Below are 18,778 nucleotides of genomic sequence, written 5' to 3'. Positions count from 1 at the left end.
GCAATGATCGGTTCTGCGCCCATACTCGGGGGATGACCGAAGCCGCCACGCCCGACCGGCGCAGCGCACCCGCGTACGACGCCGTCGTCCTCGCGGGCGGCGCCGCGCGTCGGCTCGGCGGCACGGACAAGCCCGGGGTGCGGGTCGGTGGCCGGGCCCTGCTCGACCGGGTCCTCGCCGCCTGTGCCGGGGCCCGGGACACCGTCGTCGTGGCCGCGCCGCGGCCGACCGCGCGCCCGGTCCGCTGGGCCCGCGAGGAGCCGCCGGGCGGCGGGCCGCTCGCCGCTCTGGGCGCGGGAGTTCGGGCCCTCGAAGGCTCCGCGCAGGCCCGGCCGGACACGGTCGTCGCGCTCTCCGCCGACCTGCCGTTCCTGGAGCCGCGCACCGTACGGCTGCTGCTCGACACGCTCGCCGCGCAGGACGCCGAAGGGGCGCTGCTGACCGACGGCGAGGGCCGGGACCAGCCGCTCGTCGCCGCCTATCGGGTGGCGTCGCTGCGCCGGACGCTGGACGCCCTGACGCGGGAGCACGGGGCGCTCACAGGCCTGCCGTTGCGGCTGCTCACCCGGGATCTGCGGCTCGTCCGCCGCACCGATCCCGTCGATCCCGCGGCCTCCTTCGACTGCGACACCTGGGACGACATCGCCGCCGCCCGATCACGGATCAGGGAGCATGGGCACGTGTTGGATGAATGGATCTCCGCAGCCAAGGACGAACTGGGCATCGACCTGGACGTCGACACCGGCGTCCTGCTCGACCTCGCCCGTGACGCCGCGCACGGGGTAGCGCGCCCCGCGGCACCGCTGACGACGTTCCTCGTCGGATACGCGGCCGGGCGGGCGGGCGGCGGTCCCGAAGCCGTGGCCGCGGCCGCCGCCAAGGCCGCCGCGCTCGCCAACCGGTGGGCCGAGGAGGCCGCCGCGGCGGACGCCGAGTCGGGCGACGCGGGATGAGCGGGCCGCACGCGCGGGCCGCGCACGCCGACCCGCTGGACGGCGACGTCGAAGAGGCGCTCGCCCTGGCCAACGGCGGCCGGAGCACGCCCCGCCCCGAGGCCCCCGCCCCCGCGGCACCCACCGCCCCGCAGACGCGGACCTCCGCCCCCGCCCACCCGGAGCGGGACCGGCAGTCGGCACCCCCCGGCGCCCGCCCGGCCCCCGGCACCGGCACCGCGCACACCGCACCCGGCGCTCACGGCCACGGTGAGGGCTCGTCCTGGGCGGCCGCGCGCCGCGCCGCAGCCCAGGCGGGCCGGGCCGCCGCCCAGCACCGGGCCGCGGCCGCACACCGTCCGTCCCCGGGCGCGTCCGCGACGGCGGCACCCCATCCCCGTACGACAGAGGGCCGCACGGCAGAAACCCGTACGTCGGAACCCCGCGTCCAGCCGATGGTGCCCGCCAGCGCCGTCGACGCGCTCGACGCCGTCGCGCCCGTCCCCGTGGACGAGAACCAACTTCCGCTCCCCGGGCTCCCGTTCATCGACCACACCCCGCCTCCGACCCCGGCGGGGCCCGTCGCGGTCGACGAGAGCGAGCCCGCGCGGATCCCGCCCGGCGCGGCCCGTGTCCCGCTCGACGAGGCCCTGGGCCTCGTCCTCGCCGCCCCCCTCACCGCCCTGACCGACCTGCCGTCCTTCGACACCTCCGCCATGGACGGCTGGGTCGTGGCCGGACCGGGCCCCTGGAGCGTCCGGGACCAGGGGATCCTCGCCGGACACGGGGGGCCGCCCGAACTGTCCGACGGCGAGGCGGCGGCGATCGCGACCGGCGCCCGGATCCCGCCGGACACCACCGCCGTCATCCGTTCCGAGCACGGGCATCTGGACGACCAGGGCCGACTGCACCCGCTGCGCGACGTCACGCACGGGCAGGACATCCGGCCGCGCGGCCAGGAGTGCCGCAGTGGCGAACCGCTGCTGCCCGCGGGCGCGGTCGTCACCCCGGCGGTCCTCGGCCTGGCGGCCGCCGCGGGCTACGACGAGCTGACCGTCGTCCCCCGCCCCCGGGTCGACGTGCTCGTCCTGGGCGACGAACTGCTGACCTCGGGACGGCCCCGCGACGGCCTCATCCGGGACGCGCTCGGCCCGATGCTGCCGCACTGGCTGCGCGCGCTCGGCGTCGAGGTCACGGCCGTGCGCCGGCTCGGCGACGACGCCAAGGCGCTGCTCAAGGCGGTCCGGAAGTCCACCGCCGACCTGATCGTCACGACCGGCGGCACCGCGTCCGGTCCTGTCGACCACGTCCACCCCACGCTGCGCGCCGTCGACGCCGAACTCCTCGTGAACGGGGTCGCGGCCCGCCCCGGCCACCCGATGCTGCTCGCCCGTCTCACGGAGGGGCAGCACCTCGTCGGCCTGCCCGGCAATCCCCTCGCGGCCGTCTCCGGGCTGCTCACCCTCGCCGAGCCGCTGCTGCGCGAGCTGTCCGGCCGGGCCGGGCACACGGAGCCGTACAGCGCCCCGCTCCACACCGCCGTCCACGGGCACCCGGGCGACACCCGCCTGGTCCCCGTCGTCGTCCGGCAGGACGAGGGCAGCGGGCACGAGTGGGCGGTGCCGCTGCGCTACAACGGCCCGGCCATGCTGCGCGGCATCGCCGCCGCCGACGCCCTCGCGGTGATCCCGCCGGGCGGCGCCCAGGAGGGCCAGGAGGTCGAGATCCTCGACCTGCCGTGGTCCTGGGGGTCACGATGACCGCCGCGCCCCGCACCGCCACCTCACACATATCCGGGCCCCGCCCAGCCAGGGCCCTCAACTCGCGCGCAGACGAAGGGTGTTTCACGTGAAACTGGCCGGCCATGACGCCATGGCGCGCCAAGCGGACGAACGCACGACGACCTACCGGGTGAAACTGCCCCGGCGGGTCGTCGAGCGGCCGCTGCGCCAGGTCGCCCGCCGTGTCCTGATGGCGCTGACCGTGCTGCTGGCCACCGCGATGATCGTGTGGGCCGACCGCGGCGGCTACAACGACACGTCCGACGGCACGGTCGACCTTCTCGACTCCTTCTACTACGCGACGGTCACCCTCTCCACCACCGGTTACGGCGACATCGTGCCGGTCAGTGACTTCGCCCGTCTCATCAACATCTTCGTCATCACGCCGCTGCGCGTGCTCTTCCTGATCATCTTGGTCGGCACCACGCTCGAAGTCCTCACCGAACGGACCCGTGAGGAATGGCGTCTGAACCGCTGGAGGTCCACCTTGCGTGACCACGTCGTCGTCGTCGGCTTCGGAACCAAGGGCCGCAGCGCCGTGGAGACGGTCTGCGCCACCGGTCTGAAGCCCGAGCAGGTCGTGGTCGTCGACCCCAGCGGCAAGGCCATCGAGGCCGCCACCGCCCTCGGCTACGCGGGAGTCACGGGCGACGCGACCCGCAGCAGCGTGCTGCTGCGGGCCGAGGTGCAGCGGGCCCGGAAGATCATCATCGCCACGCAGCGCGACGACACCGCGGTCCTGGTGACGCTGACGGCACGCCAGCTGAACCGCGCCGCGAAGATCGTCGCCTGTGTGCGCGAGGAGGAGAACGCGCCGCTGCTGCGCCAGTCGGGCGCCGACGCCGTCATCACCAGCGCCAGCGCTGCGGGCCGTCTGCTCGGCCTGTCGGTGCTCAGCCCGCACGCGGGCATGGTCATGGAGGACCTGATCCAGAAGGGCAGCGGCCTCGATCTGGTCGAGCGGACGGTGACCAAGCCGGAGGTCGGGCTCAAGCCGCGCGACACCGACGATCTGGTGGTCAGTGTCGTCCGCGGACACCGCATGCTCGGCTACGACGATCCGGCGGTCGGCACGCTCCAGCTCACCGACCGGCTGATCACCATCGCGCGCGTCACGCCCACCCGGCAGGTGGTGCCCGACACGAAGCCGTTGTCGTAGGGGACGGGAGTAGCCTCGCGGCCATGTATGCGATCACGATCCCGGAACCCGGCGGACCCGAGGCGCTCGTGTGGACGGAGGTCCCCGACCCCGTGCCCGGCGAGGGCGAGGTCCTCGTCGAGGTCGTCTCCAGCGCCGTCAACCGCGCCGATCTGCTCCAGCGGCAGGGCTTCTACAGCCCGCCCCCCGGCTCCTCCCCGTACCCCGGTCTGGAGTGCGCGGGGCGGATCGCCGCGATCGGCCCCGGGGTCGGCGGCTGGTCGGTCGGCGACGAGGTGTGCGCGCTGCTGGTCGGCGGCGGTTACGCCGAGAAGGTCGTCGTGCCGGCCGGTCAGCTGCTTCCGGTGCCCGGCGGCATCGACCTCGTCACGGCCGCCGCGCTGCCCGAGGTGACCTGCACCGTCTGGTCCAACGTCTTCATGATCGCCCACCTGCGCCCGGGGGAGACCTTCCTCGTGCACGGCGGGTCCAGCGGCATCGGCACCATGGCGATCCAGCTGGCGAAGGCCGTCGGCGCCAAGGTCGCGGTGACCGCGGGCACCAAGGAGAAGCTGGACTTCTGCGCCGAGCTGGGCGCGGACATCCTCGTCAACTACCGCGAGCAGGACTTCGTCGAGGAGATCGGGAACGCCACCGACGGTGCCGGGGCCGACGTCATCCTCGACAACATGGGCGCCAAGTACCTGAACCGCAACGTCGACGCCCTCGCGGTCAACGGCCGGCTCGCCATCATCGGCATGCAGGGCGGCGTCAAGGGCGAGCTGAACATCGCCACCCTGCTCGGCAAGCGCGGCGCCATCACGGCGACCACGCTGCGGGCCCGCCCGCTCGCGGAGAAGGCGGCGGTCGTCGCGGCGGTGCGCGAGCACGTGTGGCCGCTGATCGAGGGCGGGCACGTACGGCCGATCGTGGACCGCAGGCTGCCCATGAGCGACGCGGCACAGGGCCACCGGGTGCTCGAGGAGTCGGGCCACATCGGCAAGGTGCTGCTGACGAACGCGTAGTCCCTACGGGCGGGGCGGGTCAGCGGCGCAGACGCAGGGCCAGGAAGCCGAGCCCGAGCCCGGTCAGCAGCAGGCCCGCCCCCAGCGGCAGCACATTGACGAGCGGTCCGCCGAGTCCCGGCCGCAGGACGGGCCTGCGGACGGCGGAGGGCCGCTCGGTGTCGCGCGGTGCGGGGGTCGCGGCCGGTTCGGAGGGCGGCGCCACGGGCTCGGACTCCCGCGGCGCGGGCAGCTCACGGCCGGGCGGGGTACGGCCCACTCCCGCCCTGCTGCCGGCGAGGGACCCGTGCGGCGAGGGCTCGGCCGCGTACGCGACGCCCCCCAGGAACAGCGGCAGTGCGAGCAGAACGGCCAGTGCGCCGGCCGCCCACCGAAGCCGCCCCATGCCCTGCCCCTTCCGTCGATCGCCCCATTCCTACGCCAAGCCTCACACAGCCGGATAAAACAGGCACGCCGGATTTGTGACCCGGCAGGACGGTGGATCAACCGCTGACGGGGGCACCACGGTCATGTGAGCGCTCGGTGCGAGAGAATGGCGGCATGGAGATGCCGAGGAACGAACAGTCGCCGGAGAACCCGCAGATCTTGGTCGTGGGCCAGGACGGAATGGCTCTGGGTGGCGGCTCAGACGACGGCTCCCGCGAGGTCCCGGTGACGGAGATGGTGGAACAGCCCGCCAAGGTGATGCGGATCGGCAGCATGATCAAGCAGCTGCTCGAAGAAGTGCGCGTGGCTCCGCTGGACGAGGCGAGCCGGCAGCGGCTCAAGGAGATCCACGCCAGCTCCGTCAAGGAACTGGAGGACGGCCTCGCGCCCGAGCTGGTCGAGGAGCTGGAGCGGCTCTCCCTGCCCTTCACGGACGACGCGACGCCGACCGACGCGGAGCTGCGGATCGCGCAGGCGCAGCTGGTGGGCTGGCTGGAGGGGCTGTTCCACGGCATCCAGACCACGCTGTTCGCCCAGCAGATGGCGGCGCGGGCCCAGCTGGAGCAGATGCGCCGCGCGCTGCCGCCCGGTGTCGGCGGCGGCGACGAGGACGAGGACCCGCGCACGGGCGGCCGCTCGGGCGGCCCCTACCTGTAGAGCACCAGGCACGAGAGACGGGTCCGGCCCGCGCGAGCAGCGCGGGCCGGACCCGTCTCTCGTGCTGTCGCCGTTCCGAGTGAGGTTCGCCACCGGGCGCCGGGGCGGGATGCCCGTTACGTGAACGTTATGCGGTCGGTGGTCAGGGGACCGGCACGGAATTGGCGCGCACGATTTGCATGGCCTGCACGCCAACGGGTTTGATGTCCGGTCCGTCTCGGGCCGGGGCGGTGTCCGGAGCCTGTAGCGTGGCCGCGACGGAGACCGTAATTCACAACCGCGCGTACTCCGACGGGATACAGGAATCCGGCAGCGCGCACAGAAACGACGGCGAGGACCGATGGCACAGGCAGGCGCTCAGGGCCCGTCCGACCCCGAGGCGACTGGCGGCGGTATGTCAGACGCGCCGGAGATGTGGGGCAACGGCGGGCTCGTCGGGGACGGCCGGTACCGGCTGACCCGCAGACTCGGCCGGGGCGGCATGGCCGAGGTGTTCGCGGCCGAGGACGTACGCCTCGGGCGCACCGTCGCCGTCAAGCTGCTCCGCTCCGACCTCGCCGAGGACCCGGTCTCCAAGGCCCGCTTCACGCGCGAGGCCCAGTCGGTCGCCGGCCTGAACCACCACGCGGTCGTCGCGGTCTACGACTCCGGTGAGGACTACGTGAACGGCTCGACCGTTCCGTACATCGTCATGGAGATCGTCGAGGGCCGCACCATCCGCGACCTCCTCCTCAACGCCGAGGCGCCGGGCCCCGAGCAGGCCCTGATCATCGTCTCCGGGGTCCTGGAGGCGCTCGCCTACTCGCACCAGCACGGCATCGTGCACCGCGACATCAAGCCCGCGAACGTCATCATCACCAACACCGGTGCGGTGAAGGTGATGGACTTCGGCATCGCGCGCGCCCTGCACGGCGCCCAGTCGACCATGACGCAGACCGGCATGGTCATGGGCACGCCCCAGTACCTCTCCCCCGAGCAGGCGCTCGGCAAGGCCGTCGACCACCGCTCGGACCTCTACGCGACGGGCTGCCTGCTCTACGAACTGCTCGCGCTGCGGCCCCCGTTCACCGGTGAGACGCCGCTGTCCGTCGTCTACCAGCACGTCCAGGACTCCCCCGTGCCGCCCTCCGAGGTCTCGGACGCGGTGCCGCCGGAGCTGGACGGCCTCGTCATGCGCTCGCTCGCCAAGGACCCGGACGACCGGTTCCAGACGGCCGAGGAGATGCGCGGGCTCGTCCAGTACGGGCTCCAGATGCTGTACGAGCAGGGCGGCCACACCGGCACCTGGAACACCGGGCCGGTCGGCATGCACGAGGGCGGCGGGACCCCCGCGATGGGCGTCGCGGCCACCACGGCCATGCCGCACCCCGGGGACAGCGGCACGGCCGCCCAGCCGATGCTGCGCCCGTCGGGCGGCGACGACGGCGGCTTCGAGGGCGGCGGCAACAAGGGCGGCGGCCGCGGCAAGCTGTGGATCGTGGCCGTGCTCGCGGTGATCGCGATCGCGGTCGGTGTGGCCCTGGCGCTCAACGGCGGTGGCGGCGACGGCGGTGGCGGGACCAAGCAGTCGCCGACGCCGACCAAGTCGGAGAAGAAGGAGTCCAAGGAGCCCTCGGACGAGGCGACCACCGAGGACACGGACACGGGCGACTCCGGCGACTACACCAACGAGCCCCCGCCGGAGGCGACGACGCAGCCGACGCAGACCCGGCAGCCGACCAGCCAGCCGCCGTCGGACACGGGCACGCCGACCGACAGCACGGACGGCGGTCAGAACACGGGCGGCGGCGGTACCGACGGCGGCACCGACGGTGGTGCGGACGGCGGCACCGACGGCGGGACCGATGCCGGGACGTCGGACGGCGGCACGGACGCCGGGGCGACCGAGGGCAGCTCGGCCGGGAACGGCGGCGCGACGCCGACCCCGCCCACGGCCACGCCCTGATCCGAACCGCCCGACCAGAATCCGCTGATCAGAACCGCCTGATCAGCGCCGTCGTACCCGCGCCGCCGGGGGCTCCACCCCGGCGGACCCGCCCCGCAGCTCGTGCACCGTCATGAACTGCGGGGTGACGCACAGGTACACCGGTTCGTAGATCTCGTCGTCCGCGTAGTGCGGGGCGGATCCGAAGAGTTCGAGCTCTGCGGTGCTGGGCTCGATCAGCTCGCAGGTGCCGACGCACTGCACCGACCACTGGCCCGGCTCGCGCGACCGCTCGGCGCCGAGGTTGTCCGCGCCGTACGCGACGACGCTGCCGACGCACGCCTGGTGGTAGCCGTATCCCCGGTGCATGCGCAGCAGCAGGCGGCCGTCGGCCACGACGTGGCGGGCGGCGGCGAGGAAGGGCAGGGCGCGCATGCTCGTGGCGACTCTCCCGTACGGCACTCGGGAGAGAAGCTCGAAGCCGCGGTCCAGGTCCGGCTGCGTCTCGGAGGGCATGTCACCACTGTGCGTTGCCGACACCGCGCCGGAAAAGAGGACCCGGCCCCCAGCACGGGGGACCTACGTCCCGTGTGGAGGGGCGTCCGGGTGGGCCGGCGGTGACGGGGCGAACGCGCTCAGTGCCTCTCGGCCTGCAGACGGGCGACGTAGGCGGCCGCCTGGGAGCGGCGCTCCATGCCGAGCTTCGACAGCAGGCTGGAGACATAGTTCTTGATCGTCTTCTCGGCGAGATGAAGGCGCTCGCCGATCGCGCGGTTGGTCATGCCCTCGCCGATCAGGTCGAGGATCTTGCGCTCCTGGTCGGTGAGGCCGGCCAGCCGGTCGTCCTCCTTGCTGCGGCCGCCGTCCCGCAGCCGCTCCAGGACCCGGGCGGTGGCGACGGGGTCGAGCAGCGACTTGCCCGCGGCGACGTCCCGTACGGCCGTCAGCAGCTCATTGCCGCGGATGGCCTTCAGCACGTAACCCGAGGCACCGGCCATGATCGCGTCGAAGAGGGCCTCGTCGTCCGCGAACGACGTCAGCATCAGGCACTTGATCGACTCGTCCTGGGAACGGATCTCCCGGCACACCTCGACCCCGCTGCCGTCCGGCAGCCGCACGTCCAGGACGGCGACGTCGGGCCGGGTGGCGGGGATGCGCACCAGGGCGTCGGCCGCGGTACCGGCCTCGCCGACCACCTCGATGTCGTCCTCGACCGACAGCAGCTCATGGACTCCCCTGCGGACCACTTCGTGGTCGTCGAGGAGAAATACCTTGATTTTTCCGTCTTCGCGCACGGAGTCAGTCTCACACACGAACTCGCGCAGCGCCCTAGATGACCAAGGGGTGACCGGGATAACGTGCCGGTGTTCCGGCCCCCTGCCAGGCTGTTACCAGGTGCCGTCGCACAGCTGTTGACCTGCGGCGCTCCGTCCGAGGTGCGATTACTAGGAAATCCAATCAAGCACTTACTTGGAAATCCAAGCAAAATCGCAGGTCAGATGGGGTTTCGCAGATGTGTGACCCACTGGGTAACGTGCTGGGTGAAGGGTGCTTGCCGGAGCACTTGTCGCGCCTGTCTCCGACAACCTCGCACCCACCCCGTGCGTGGACGGATCAGGCGAGCCGAGCCGACTGGCCATCCGGCAATCCCGGGGGCCGGACCGACGGAGGAGCACACGTGACCGTTGACAGTGCTGCCAGCACTGGCGCAGCGCGCACCCCGCGCAAGCGGACTGCCGCGAGCAAGACTGCGAAGAAGTCCCCCGGGAGGACCGCAGCCGCGAAGGGGAAGTCGGACCTGGTCCAGCTGCTGACGCCCGAGGGCGAGCGGGTCAGGAACCGCGAGAACTCGGTGTACGACAAGTACGTCGCCGACATCACCGACGACGCGCTGCGCGGCCTGTACCGGGACATGGTGATGGCCCGCCGCTTCGACGCGGAGGCCGTCACGCTGCAGCGCCAGGGCGAGCTGGGCCTGTGGCCCTCGCTGCTCGGCCAGGAGGCCGCCCAGGTGGGCTCCGCGCGCGCGACCCGGGACGACGACTACGTCTTCCCGACCTACCGCGAGCACGGCGTCGCCTGGTGCCGCGGGGTCGAGCCGGAGAACCTGCTCGGCATGTTCCGCGGCGTGAACAACGGCGGCTGGGACCCGAACACCAACAACTTCCACCTGTACACGATCGTCATCGGCTCGCAGACGCTGCACGCCACCGGCTACGCCATGGGCATCGCCAAGGACGGCGCGGACTCGGCCGTGATCGCGTACTTCGGTGACGGCGCCAGCAGCCAGGGCGATGTCGCGGAGTCCTTCACGTTCTCCGCCGTGTACAACGCCCCGGTCGTGTTCTTCTGCCAGAACAACCAGTGGGCGATCTCCGAGCCGACCGAGAAGCAGACCCGTGTGCCGCTCTACCAGCGCGCGCAGGGCTTCGGCTTCCCGGGCGTCCGCGTGGACGGCAACGACGTGCTCGCCTGCCTCGCCGTGACCCGGTGGGCGCTGGAGCGGGCGCGCGCCGGTGAGGGCCCGACGCTGGTCGAGGCGTTCACGTACCGGATGGGCGCGCACACCACCTCCGACGACCCGACGAAGTACCGGGCCGACGAGGAGCGCGTCGCCTGGGAGGCGAAGGACCCGATCCTGCGGCTGCGCGCCTACCTGGAGAACCACACCGACACCGGCGCGGAGTTCTTCACGGACCTGGAGACCGAGAGCGAGACGCTCGGCCGGCGGGTGCGCGAGGCCGTGCGCGGCATGAAGGACCCGGACCGGATGGCGATGTTCGAGCACGGTTACGCGGACGGGCACGCGCTCGTCGACGAGGAGCGGGCGCAGTTCGCCGCCTACCAGGCGTCGTTCGCGGAGGAGGGTGCCTGAGATGGCCGTACAGAAGCTTCCGATCGCCAAGGCGATCAACGAATCCCTGCGCACGGCGCTGGAGAACGACCCGAAGGTCCTCGTCATGGGCGAGGACGTCGGCAAGCTGGGCGGTGTCTTCCGGGTCACCGACGGGCTGCAGAAGGACTTCGGCGAGGACCGGGTCATCGACACCCCGCTCGCGGAGTCGGGCATCGTCGGCACCGCGATCGGCATGGCGCTGCGCGGCTACCGCCCGGTGGTGGAGATCCAGTTCGACGGGTTCGTCTTCCCCGCCTACGACCAGATCGTCACGCAGCTCGCGAAGATGCACGCCCGCGCGCTCGGCAAGGTCAAGGTGCCGGTCGTCGTGCGCATCCCGTACGGCGGCGGCATCGGCGCGGTCGAGCACCACAGCGAGTCGCCCGAGGCGCTGTTCGCGCACGTGGCGGGCCTGAAGGTGGTCACGCCGTCGAACTCCTCGGACGCCTACTGGATGCTCCAGCAGGCCATCCAGAGCGACGACCCGGTGATCTTCTTCGAGCCCAAGCGCCGCTACTGGGACAAGGGCGAGGTCGACACCGAGGCCGTCCCGGGCGATCTGCACAAGGCCGTCGTCGCCCACGAGGGCACCGACCTGACGCTCGTCGCCTACGGGCCGATGGTGAAGGTCTGCCTGGAGGCCGCCACGGCCGCCGCGGAGGAGGGCACCTCCCTGGAGGTCCTCGACCTGCGCTCCATCTCGCCGCTGGACTTCGACGCCGTACAGAAGTCGGTGGAGAAGACGCGGCATCTGGTGGTCGTGCACGAGGCGCCCGTGTTCCTCGGCTCCGGCGCGGAGATCGCCGCCCGGATCACCGAGCGGTGCTTCTACCACCTGGAGGCGCCCGTCCTGCGGGTCGGCGGCTACCACGCGCCGTATCCGCCGGCGCGCCTGGAGGAGGAGTACCTGCCGGGCCTCGACCGGGTGCTCGACGCCGTCGACCGCTCGCTGGCGTACTGAGGGAAGAGGTCGAACGTCATGGTGCGCGAGTTCAAGATGCCCGACGTGGGCGAGGGTCTGACCGAGGCGGAGATCCTCAAGTGGTACGTACAGCCCGGTGACACGGTCACCGACGGGCAGGTCGTGTGCGAGGTGGAGACGGCCAAGGCCGCCGTCGAGCTGCCGATCCCGTTCGACGGGGTCGTGGGTGAGCTGAAGTTCCCCGAGGGCACGACCGTCGACGTCGGACAGGTCATCATCTCGGTGCGGACGGCCGGGGAGGAGCCCGTCGCCGAGGCGCCCGTCGCGGAGGAGGCCGTCGCGGAGGAGCCGAGCGGGCGGCAGCCGGTGCTCGTCGGCTACGGCGTCGCCGAGTCCTCCACCAAGCGGCGAGCGCGCAAGGAGCCCGCGGTGGCCAACGGCACCGCGACGGCCGTGCTCACCCAGCAGCGGCCGCTGGCCAAGCCGCCGGTGCGCAAGCTGGCCAAGGACCTCGGGGTCGACCTGGCCACCGTCGTCCCGGCCGGTGCCGACGGGATCATCACGCGGGAGGACGTGCACGCGGCCGTCGCGCCGCCCGCGCCCGCCGCGCCCGTCGCGCCCGAGATCCCGGCTCCGGTGCAGGCCCCGGCCGCGGTGCCGGCGGCGGCGCCCGCGGCCTCGTACGACTCCGTGCGCGAGACCCGGATCCCGGTCAAGGGCGTGCGCAAGGCGACCGCGCAGGCGATGGTGGCCTCGAAGTTCACCGCGCCGCACGTCACCGAGTTCGTGACGGTGGACGTGACGCGCACGATGAAGCTCGTCGAGGAGCTGAAGGCCGACAAGGACATGGCCGGTCTGCGGGTCAACCCGCTGCTGCTCATCTCCAAGGCGCTGCTCGTCGCCATCCGGCGCAACCCGGAGGTCAACGCCTCCTGGGACGAGGGGATCGACGGCAAGGCCGAGATCGTCCAGAAGCACTACGTGAATCTGGGCATCGCCGCCGCCACGCCCCGCGGGCTCATCGTCCCGAACATCAAGGACGCCCAGGCCAAGACGCTGCCCGAACTGGCGTCCGCCCTGGGGGAGCTGGTGTCCACCGCGCGCGAGGGGAAGACCTCGCCGGGTGCCATGCAGGGCGGCACCGTCACCATCACCAACGTCGGCGTGTTCGGCATCGACACCGGGACGCCCATCCTGAACCCGGGCGAGTCGGCGATCCTCGCCGTCGGGGCGATCAAGCTCCAGCCCTGGGTGCACAAGGGCAAGGTCAAGCCGCGGCACGTGACGACGCTGGCGCTCTCCTTCGACCACCGGCTCGTCGACGGCGAGCTGGGGTCCAAGGTGCTGGCGGACGTGGCGGCCGTGCTCGAACGGCCGAAGCGCCTGCTGACCTGGTCCTAGACCGTACGACCGAAGGGGCGCCCCGTCCGGCGGGGCGCCCCTTCGGCCTGCGTCACATTGCCTACCGCTTGAAGCCGTAGTCCATCAGCTTCTTGGCGTCGGACGTGCGGGCCGAGACCGAGGACGAGCTCAGGACCGTGCCGATCACCGTCTTGCTGCCGCGGGTCGCCGCGAACACCAGGCAGTAGCCCGCCTCCGGGCCGGAGCCGGTCTTCACGCCGATGGCGCCCGAGTACGAGCCCAGCAGGGTGTTCGTGTTGGTCCACGTCATGTAGCGGTAGCCACCGGTCTTCGTGGTGACCTTGCGCTTCGTCGTCTTGGTCTTCACGACCGCGCGGAACGTCGAGTTCTTCATGGCGCTGCTCGCGATCTTGGTGAGATCGCGCGGCGTCGAGTAGTTCGAGCCGTTGCCGATGCCGTCGAACGAGTCGAAGTGGGTGTTCTTCAGGTTCAGCTTCTTCGCCTCGGCGTTCATCTTGCCGATGAACGACTTCACGCGCGCCGAGCGCGTGGAGCCCGAGCCGAACTTGTCCGCGAGGGCGTACGCCGCGTCGCAGCCCGACGGCAGCATCAGCCCGTAGAGGAGCTGGCGGACGGTGACCTTGTCGCCGACGATCAGGCGGGCCGACGAGGCGCCGTTCTTGACTATGTAGTCGCTGTACGCCTTCTGGATCGTGACCTTGCTGTCCAGGTTCAGATTGCTCTGGGCCAGCACCACCTTCGCGGTCATGATCTTCGTGGTGGAGCCGGTGGACCGCCGGGTGTCGGCGGCCTTGGTGAACAGGGTCGAGCCCGATCCGTTGTTCATCACGAAGCCGCCCTTGGCGGCGATGGTCGGCTTGGCAGGCGCCGTGGCCGCCTGGGCGGAGGTGGTCACCGCTCCGCTGGTGAGCATGGCTCCCGCGACGAGAACAGCCATGCCCGTTATGCGTCTATTCAACTTGTACGCTCCAAATGCCCCTGGGGGGCGGCCCGTTGGGATGGGGCGCCCGCACTGAAGAGACGAATGAGGCGGGAGAAGGGTTGCACCGGTCCGGGCATCTTCCTGTGTCCCGCATGGTGGACGACGGCCGACTTGCGTACGTGTTGTATCTATGATGTGCGCATGCCCTCGACCGTCACCGAAAAACGCCCGCCCGCCGCGGAGCGCGTCTACGACCACGTGAAGCGCGCCGTCCTCGAACGCCGCTACGAGGGAGGGACGTTGCTCACCGAGGGCGAGCTGGCCGAGGCGGTCGGCGTCTCCCGCACACCGGTCCGCGAGGCCCTGCTGAAGCTGGAGGTCGAGGGGCTGCTGCGGCTCTACCCGAAGAAGGGCGCCCTGGTGCTGCCCGTCTCCGCGCAGGAGATCGCGGACGTCGTGGAGACCCGGCTGCTCGTCGAGGAGCACGCGGTGCGCAAGGCCGTGCCCGCGTCCCCGCAGCTCATCGGGCGGCTGACCGAGCTCCTCGAGCAGCAGCGCGCGCAGGTCGCCGCCGGTGACCTCGCGGAGGCCGCCGCCACCGACCGCTGCTTCCACGCGGAGATCGTGCGCAGCGGCAACAACGCGATCCTCTCGCGCGTCTACGACCAGATGCGCGACCGGCAGCTGCGGATGGGCGTCGTCGTGATGCAGGCCCACCCGGACCGCACGGCGAAGACGCTCGCCGAGCACGAGGAGATCCTGGACGCGCTGCGCGCCGGGGACAAGGAGGCCGCCGTGGCGGTGGTCCGCCGGCACGTCTCGCGCGTGCGCGACCTGGCCCGGGGTGAGGAACGATGAGCAGCTCCGCCGCACCGTCCCTGCCCGGCGATCCGCCCGGCGGCCGGCGGGCCGTCGTCGTGTGGTCGGTCGGCGTCGCCGTCTACTTCGTCGCCGTCGTCTTCCGCACGTCGCTGGGGGTGGCCGGACTCGACGCCGTCGAGCGCTTCCACATCAACGCCTCGGCCCTGTCGACCTTCTCCATCCTCCAGCTGCTCGTGTACGCGGGCATGCAGATACCCGTCGGCCTGATGGTCGACCGGCTCGGCACCAAGAAGGTGCTCACGATCGGCGTGGTGCTGTTCACCGTCGGACAGCTCGGCTTCGCGTTCTCGTCCTCGTACGGCATGGCGCTCGCCTCGCGCGCGCTGCTCGGCTGCGGTGACGCCATGACGTTCATCAGCGTGCTGCGGCTCGGCACCCGCTGGTTCCCCGCGCGGCGCGGTCCGCTGGTCGCGCAGCTCGCCGGTCTGGTCGGCATGGCGGGCAATCTGGTCTCCACCCTGGTGCTCGCCCGGCTGCTGCACGGGGTCGGCTGGGAGACGGCGTTCGCGGGCAGCGCGCTGCTCGGTGTCCTCGTCCTGGTCCTGATGGTGCTGTTCCTGAAGGACCACCCCGAGGGGTTCGAGCCCGCGCCGCTGCCGACGACGCACAAGGGCGCCGCGTACGTGCGGGCCCAGATCGCCGCCTCCTGGCGCGAGCCGGGGACCCGGCTCGGCCTGTGGGTGCACTTCACCACGCAGTTCCCCGCGATGGTCTTCCTGCTGCTGTGGGGGCTGCCGTTCCTGGTGGAGGCGCAGGGGCTCTCGCGCGGGACGGCCGGCGAGCTGCTGACGCTCGTCGTGCTCTCCAACATGGTCGTCGGGCTCGTCTACGGGCAGATCGTCGCCCGGCACCACACGGCCCGGCTGCCGCTGGCGCTCGGCACGGTCGCCGCCGTCGCCGTGCTGTGGGCGGCGCCCATGGCGTGGCCGGGACGGTCGCCGATGTGGCTGCTGCTCGTGATGTGCGTGGGGCTCGGCGCCTGCGGGCCCGCCTCGATGATCGGCTTCGACTTCGCGCGGCCCGCGAATCCGCCGGAGCGGCAGGGCACGGGGTCCGGGATCGTGAACATGGGCGGCTTCGTCGCCTCGATGACGACGCTGCTGGCCGTGGGTGTGCTGCTCGACGCGACCGGGGACAACTACCGGATCGCGTTCGCCGCGGTGTTCGTGCTGCAGGGGCTCGGGGTGAGTCAGATCCTGCGGTTGCGGAAGCGGGCCGCCCGGGTCGAGCGGGAGCGGCTCGTCGCTTCTCGGGTCGCCTCGGTGCATGTTCCCGTGTGAGGCGGGGCGGGGACCGGGTGCGCTCGGGCGGGGCCGGGGTGCGGCCCGATCGACGCTTGCCCCGCGCTGGGGGCCGCCTTGCCCACCCTGCCGCCCTTGGCGGCAGATTGCCCAAGGCGGGGGACGGCAGGGCATCGCCCTCCAGAGCTACTGGGTGATGACCAGGGCGTGGAGGATGGCCGAGGCCAGGTCCGGGTCGCCCTCGATCTTCACGCGGTCCGCGACCGCCTCCGGGGTGACGCGGCCGCAGGACAGCCGGACGTAGGTCTCCCAGTCCAGGGCGAGCGTCGCCGCGGGGCCGAGCGAGGGGGCGCCGTCGATCGTGCCCCTGCCCTCGGCGTCCACGCGGACCGTGCGCAGGAACTCGACCGGCCCGTGCACGTCGAAGACCACGGCGGAGTTCGGCGGGGCGCCCGCGTCCTTCGCGACGATCTTGGGCAGTACGGCGAGGAGCATGTCGCGGGTGACGTACGCGCCCGGGGAGTCGAGGTTGCCCGGCTTGCCGAGCGCCCACCGCAGGTCCTGCTCGTGCGCCCAGATGTCGAACGCCCGCCGCCGCAGCGCGAACTCCAGCGTCTCCTCGACCGCGCGCGGGCCGCGCACGATGGTCTCGGGCTCCCGCGACTCGTTCCGCAGCTGCCGGGAGCGGCGGATGATCGTGTACTCCAGCTCGGAGGCCATCTCCGGCGCCGTGTGGTGGCGGCGGACGTCGACCTGGACCTCCGTGTAGCGCTGCGCCTCCGTCTGGACGTGGTAGAGGTCGCGGGGCAGGGTGTGGATGGGACGCGGGTCGCCGAGCATCTCGCAGTCCACGCCGATGACGTGCGAGACGATGTCGCGCACCGACCAGCCGGGGCACGGGGTCGCCCGGCTCCACTCGCCCTCCGCGAGCGGTGTGACCAGCTCGGATATCGCTTCCACGGAGTGGGTCCAGGCGTCGGCGTAGGACTGAAGGCTGGGGTGGAGACTCACGGAAGGGAACCCCTTGAACGGTTGGTGCGCGGTTGGTACACGGGCGGTGACTTGGGCGGCGGGCACGTGCGGCGTGGGTGTCTTGGGAGGCTAAGTTACGCTGCCCCGAGGCACCCCTGCAGTGCTTTCGTGTGACGATCGTAGGCCGTTGTTGACGTGTAGCCGACGGCTCGAATGCCAGGACGGTGGTACTGTGCGCGCCTCCCTCATCCAGATCGCAGTAAACGAGGACGAATCGGTCAACTCTCGCCGGGAACGTGTGAGTTCACTGGTGCGTGATCAAGCCGGGTCCGCGGATCTCGTCGTGCTCCCCGAGCTGTGGACGACCGGGGCCTTCGCCTACGAGCTGTTCTCCGCCGAGGCCGAGCCGCTGGAGGGTCCGACCTTCGAGGTGATGGCGAAGGCGGCGCGGGACGCGGGGGTCTGGCTGCACGCCGGGTCGATCCCCGAGCGGGACCCGGACGGGCCGCTGTACAACACCGCGCTGGTCTTCTCCCCCGACGGGGAGCTGGCCGCCGCCTATCGCAAGATCCACCGGTTCGGCTTCGACAAGGGCGAGGCGGTGCTGATGAGCGCCGGGCAGGAGCTGGTGACGGTCCGCCTCCCGGAGACCGTCGCGGGCGTGACGACCTGCTACGACCTGCGCTTTCCCGAGCTGTACCGGGGACTCGTCGGGCGCGGCGCCGAGACGCTGATCGTCTCCGCCGGGTGGCCCGAGCGGCGGCGCGCGCACTGGACGCTGCTCGCGCAGGCGCGGGCCGTCGAGAACCAGGCGTTCGTGCTGGCCTGCGGGACCGCGGGGACGCATGCCGGGGTGCCGCAGGCCGGGCACAGTGTCGTGGTGGATCCGTGGGGCGAGGTGCTCGGCGAGGCGGGTGCCGGTGAAGAAGTCCTCCGCGTCGAGTTCGACCCGGCCCGGGTCGGGGAGACCCGGGACCAGTTCCCGGCCCTGAAGGACCGCCTCCTGGGCCTGGAGCCGCCCCGCCGCTGACCGGGGGCTCGTTTCCGGCCGCGGACCGGTGGCCGCTTCTCGCGTCAGTTCCCCGAGCGCAGCTCGCTTCAGGGGCGCGGGGAACTGCGCGACCGGCCACGACGAAAGGTGCACCCGGCGACGGTCAGTCCACGACGCCGCGCTCCTTCTCCGCGAGATGGATGACGCAGACCGCCACCGCGATCAGCAGCGCCGGATCGGCATCCTCACGGATGACGTTCACGCCGTACGTGTCGCGCACCCGCAACCACCGCCGGGAGATCTCCGCGAGGAGTTCACCCTCGTACTCGACGGCGAACTCGCGGTCCAGGATCTTGCCGCTGACGTCGAGTTCGGTCTCGCCGTCGGCGAGCGCGACCCGGTAGTGGTTGCGCAGCAGGGAGAGCCGCTTGCGCTTGACGCGCGCCAGCTCCTGGTCGGCGCGCTCGATCACCATCGTGTCCCGCAGCGCGAACATCTTCTGGTGGATGTCGATGAGGACGCGTCCGTCGGAACCCTTCAGCTCGAAGGTGTCGCGCAGCCGCATCGCCTTGCCGTCGACGAGGAACGCCTTGTGGCCGTTCTCGTCCTCGATCCAGTAGTCCTCGCCCACGGCGAAGAGCCGTTCCCTCACTTCGTAGCGCATACGTCGAGAGTGCCCCCGAGGC

General features: G+C 71.9%; 18 protein-coding genes. 12 read left to right on the top strand and 6 right to left on the bottom strand.

What is annotated here, in order from left to right; translation table 11 throughout:
- The first annotated feature begins 32 nt into the window (after nucleotides 1-32).
- The 4 genes from ABT127_RS15185 to ABT127_RS15170 all read left to right on the top strand — a co-directional run bounded on the left by ABT127_RS15185 (nucleotide 33) and on the right by ABT127_RS15170 (nucleotide 4,876).
- Complete coding sequence (locus ABT127_RS15185) at nucleotides 33-953, top strand: NTP transferase domain-containing protein (RefSeq protein WP_351449208.1); 921 nt, start codon at nucleotides 33-35, stop codon at nucleotides 951-953.
- A complete protein-coding gene (locus tag ABT127_RS15180) occupies nucleotides 950-2,692 on the top strand; it encodes a molybdopterin molybdotransferase MoeA (RefSeq protein ID WP_351449205.1) in 1,743 nt (580 codons plus the stop codon). The genes ABT127_RS15185 and ABT127_RS15180 overlap by 4 nt, the downstream gene beginning before the upstream one ends.
- Before the next feature lie 88 nt (nucleotides 2,693-2,780).
- Entirely contained in the window at nucleotides 2,781-3,872 is a 1,092-nt protein-coding gene (locus ABT127_RS15175; protein ID WP_351449203.1) for a potassium channel family protein, read from the top strand.
- A gap of 23 nt (nucleotides 3,873-3,895) precedes the next feature.
- Nucleotides 3,896-4,876 (top strand): NAD(P)H-quinone oxidoreductase, encoded by a 981-nt coding sequence (locus ABT127_RS15170; RefSeq protein WP_351449201.1) that lies wholly within the window; start codon nucleotides 3,896-3,898, stop codon nucleotides 4,874-4,876.
- A 19-nt stretch (nucleotides 4,877-4,895) separates the two neighbouring features.
- On the opposite strand, the gene ABT127_RS15165 is transcribed toward ABT127_RS15170, so the two are convergent.
- Nucleotides 4,896-5,261: a hypothetical protein gene (locus ABT127_RS15165; protein WP_351449198.1), complete on the bottom strand. Its 366-nt coding sequence runs from the start codon at nucleotides 5,259-5,261 to the stop codon at nucleotides 4,896-4,898.
- A 155-nt stretch (nucleotides 5,262-5,416) separates the two neighbouring features.
- On the opposite strand from ABT127_RS15165, the gene ABT127_RS15160 reads away from it, so the two are divergent.
- Both ABT127_RS15160 and ABT127_RS15155 read left to right on the top strand, forming a co-directional pair.
- Entirely contained in the window at nucleotides 5,417-5,959 is a 543-nt protein-coding gene (locus ABT127_RS15160; protein WP_351449196.1) for a bacterial proteasome activator family protein, read from the top strand.
- A gap of 340 nt (nucleotides 5,960-6,299) precedes the next feature.
- Complete coding sequence (locus ABT127_RS15155) at nucleotides 6,300-7,904, top strand: protein kinase domain-containing protein (RefSeq protein ID WP_351449194.1); 1,605 nt, start codon at nucleotides 6,300-6,302, stop codon at nucleotides 7,902-7,904.
- 42 nt (nucleotides 7,905-7,946) lie between these two features.
- Here ABT127_RS15155 and ABT127_RS15150 read toward each other — a convergent pair whose 3' ends face one another.
- Nucleotides 7,947-8,399 carry a pyridoxamine 5'-phosphate oxidase family protein gene (locus ABT127_RS15150; RefSeq protein ID WP_351449191.1) on the bottom strand — a complete coding sequence of 151 codons (453 nt, stop codon included), beginning with the start codon at nucleotides 8,397-8,399 and terminating at the stop codon, nucleotides 7,947-7,949.
- 119 nt (nucleotides 8,400-8,518) lie between these two features.
- On the bottom strand, nucleotides 8,519-9,178 hold the full coding sequence (locus ABT127_RS15145) for a response regulator (RefSeq protein ID WP_351449189.1): 660 nt from the start codon (nucleotides 9,176-9,178) through the stop codon (nucleotides 8,519-8,521).
- A gap of 383 nt (nucleotides 9,179-9,561) precedes the next feature.
- On the opposite strand from ABT127_RS15145, the gene pdhA reads away from it, so the two are divergent.
- The 3 genes from pdhA to ABT127_RS15130 are packed head-to-tail and all read left to right on the top strand — an operon-like array spanning nucleotide 9,562 to nucleotide 13,102.
- A complete protein-coding gene (pdhA, locus tag ABT127_RS15140) occupies nucleotides 9,562-10,758 on the top strand; it encodes a pyruvate dehydrogenase (acetyl-transferring) E1 component subunit alpha (protein WP_351449186.1) in 1,197 nt (398 codons plus the stop codon).
- 1 nt (nucleotide 10,759) lies between these two features.
- On the top strand, nucleotides 10,760-11,740 hold the full coding sequence (locus ABT127_RS15135; protein ID WP_351449183.1) for an alpha-ketoacid dehydrogenase subunit beta: 981 nt from the start codon (nucleotides 10,760-10,762) through the stop codon (nucleotides 11,738-11,740).
- An 18-nt stretch (nucleotides 11,741-11,758) separates the two neighbouring features.
- The gene (locus tag ABT127_RS15130) at nucleotides 11,759-13,102 is read left to right on the top strand and encodes a dihydrolipoamide acetyltransferase family protein (protein ID WP_351449180.1); all 1,344 of its coding nucleotides are present in this window, start codon (nucleotides 11,759-11,761) and stop codon (nucleotides 13,100-13,102) included.
- Between the two features lie 61 nt (nucleotides 13,103-13,163).
- On the opposite strand, the gene ABT127_RS15125 is transcribed toward ABT127_RS15130, so the two are convergent.
- Nucleotides 13,164-14,021, bottom strand: a complete 858-nt coding sequence (locus tag ABT127_RS15125) for a D-alanyl-D-alanine carboxypeptidase family protein (protein WP_351449177.1) — start codon at nucleotides 14,019-14,021, stop codon at nucleotides 13,164-13,166.
- 186 nt (nucleotides 14,022-14,207) lie between these two features.
- On the opposite strand from ABT127_RS15125, the gene ABT127_RS15120 reads away from it, so the two are divergent.
- Together ABT127_RS15120 and ABT127_RS15115 are read left to right on the top strand one after the other, a co-directional pair.
- Nucleotides 14,208-14,864 carry a GntR family transcriptional regulator gene (locus ABT127_RS15120; protein WP_351449175.1) on the top strand — a complete coding sequence of 219 codons (657 nt, stop codon included), beginning with the start codon at nucleotides 14,208-14,210 and terminating at the stop codon, nucleotides 14,862-14,864.
- Nucleotides 14,861-16,168 (top strand): MFS transporter, encoded by a 1,308-nt coding sequence (locus ABT127_RS15115; protein WP_351449172.1) that lies wholly within the window; start codon nucleotides 14,861-14,863, stop codon nucleotides 16,166-16,168. The genes ABT127_RS15120 and ABT127_RS15115 overlap by 4 nt, the downstream gene beginning before the upstream one ends.
- Nucleotides 16,169-16,315: 147 nt before the next feature.
- Here the strand turns inward: ABT127_RS15115 and ABT127_RS15110 are convergent, their stop codons facing one another.
- Nucleotides 16,316-17,140: a maleylpyruvate isomerase family mycothiol-dependent enzyme gene (locus tag ABT127_RS15110; RefSeq protein ID WP_351449169.1), complete on the bottom strand. Its 825-nt coding sequence runs from the start codon at nucleotides 17,138-17,140 to the stop codon at nucleotides 16,316-16,318.
- A gap of 193 nt (nucleotides 17,141-17,333) precedes the next feature.
- Here ABT127_RS15110 and ABT127_RS15105 point away from each other — a divergent pair, with 193 nt between their 5' ends.
- Nucleotides 17,334-18,131, top strand: coding sequence for a carbon-nitrogen family hydrolase (locus ABT127_RS15105; RefSeq protein WP_351449167.1), 798 nt, complete (start codon nucleotides 17,334-17,336; stop codon nucleotides 18,129-18,131).
- A gap of 124 nt (nucleotides 18,132-18,255) precedes the next feature.
- Here the strand turns inward: ABT127_RS15105 and ABT127_RS15100 are convergent, their stop codons facing one another.
- Complete coding sequence (locus ABT127_RS15100) at nucleotides 18,256-18,756, bottom strand: LURP-one-related/scramblase family protein (protein ID WP_351449164.1); 501 nt, start codon at nucleotides 18,754-18,756, stop codon at nucleotides 18,256-18,258.
- Between the last annotated feature and the right edge of the window lie 22 nt (nucleotides 18,757-18,778).

It is taken from the genome of Streptomyces sp. NPDC001904, assembly GCF_040297005.1.
Lineage (GTDB): Bacteria > Actinomycetota > Actinomycetes > Streptomycetales > Streptomycetaceae > Streptomyces.
Note: the sequence above shows the minus strand (reverse complement) of the source record. Positions and strands in the feature narration are given on the sequence as shown.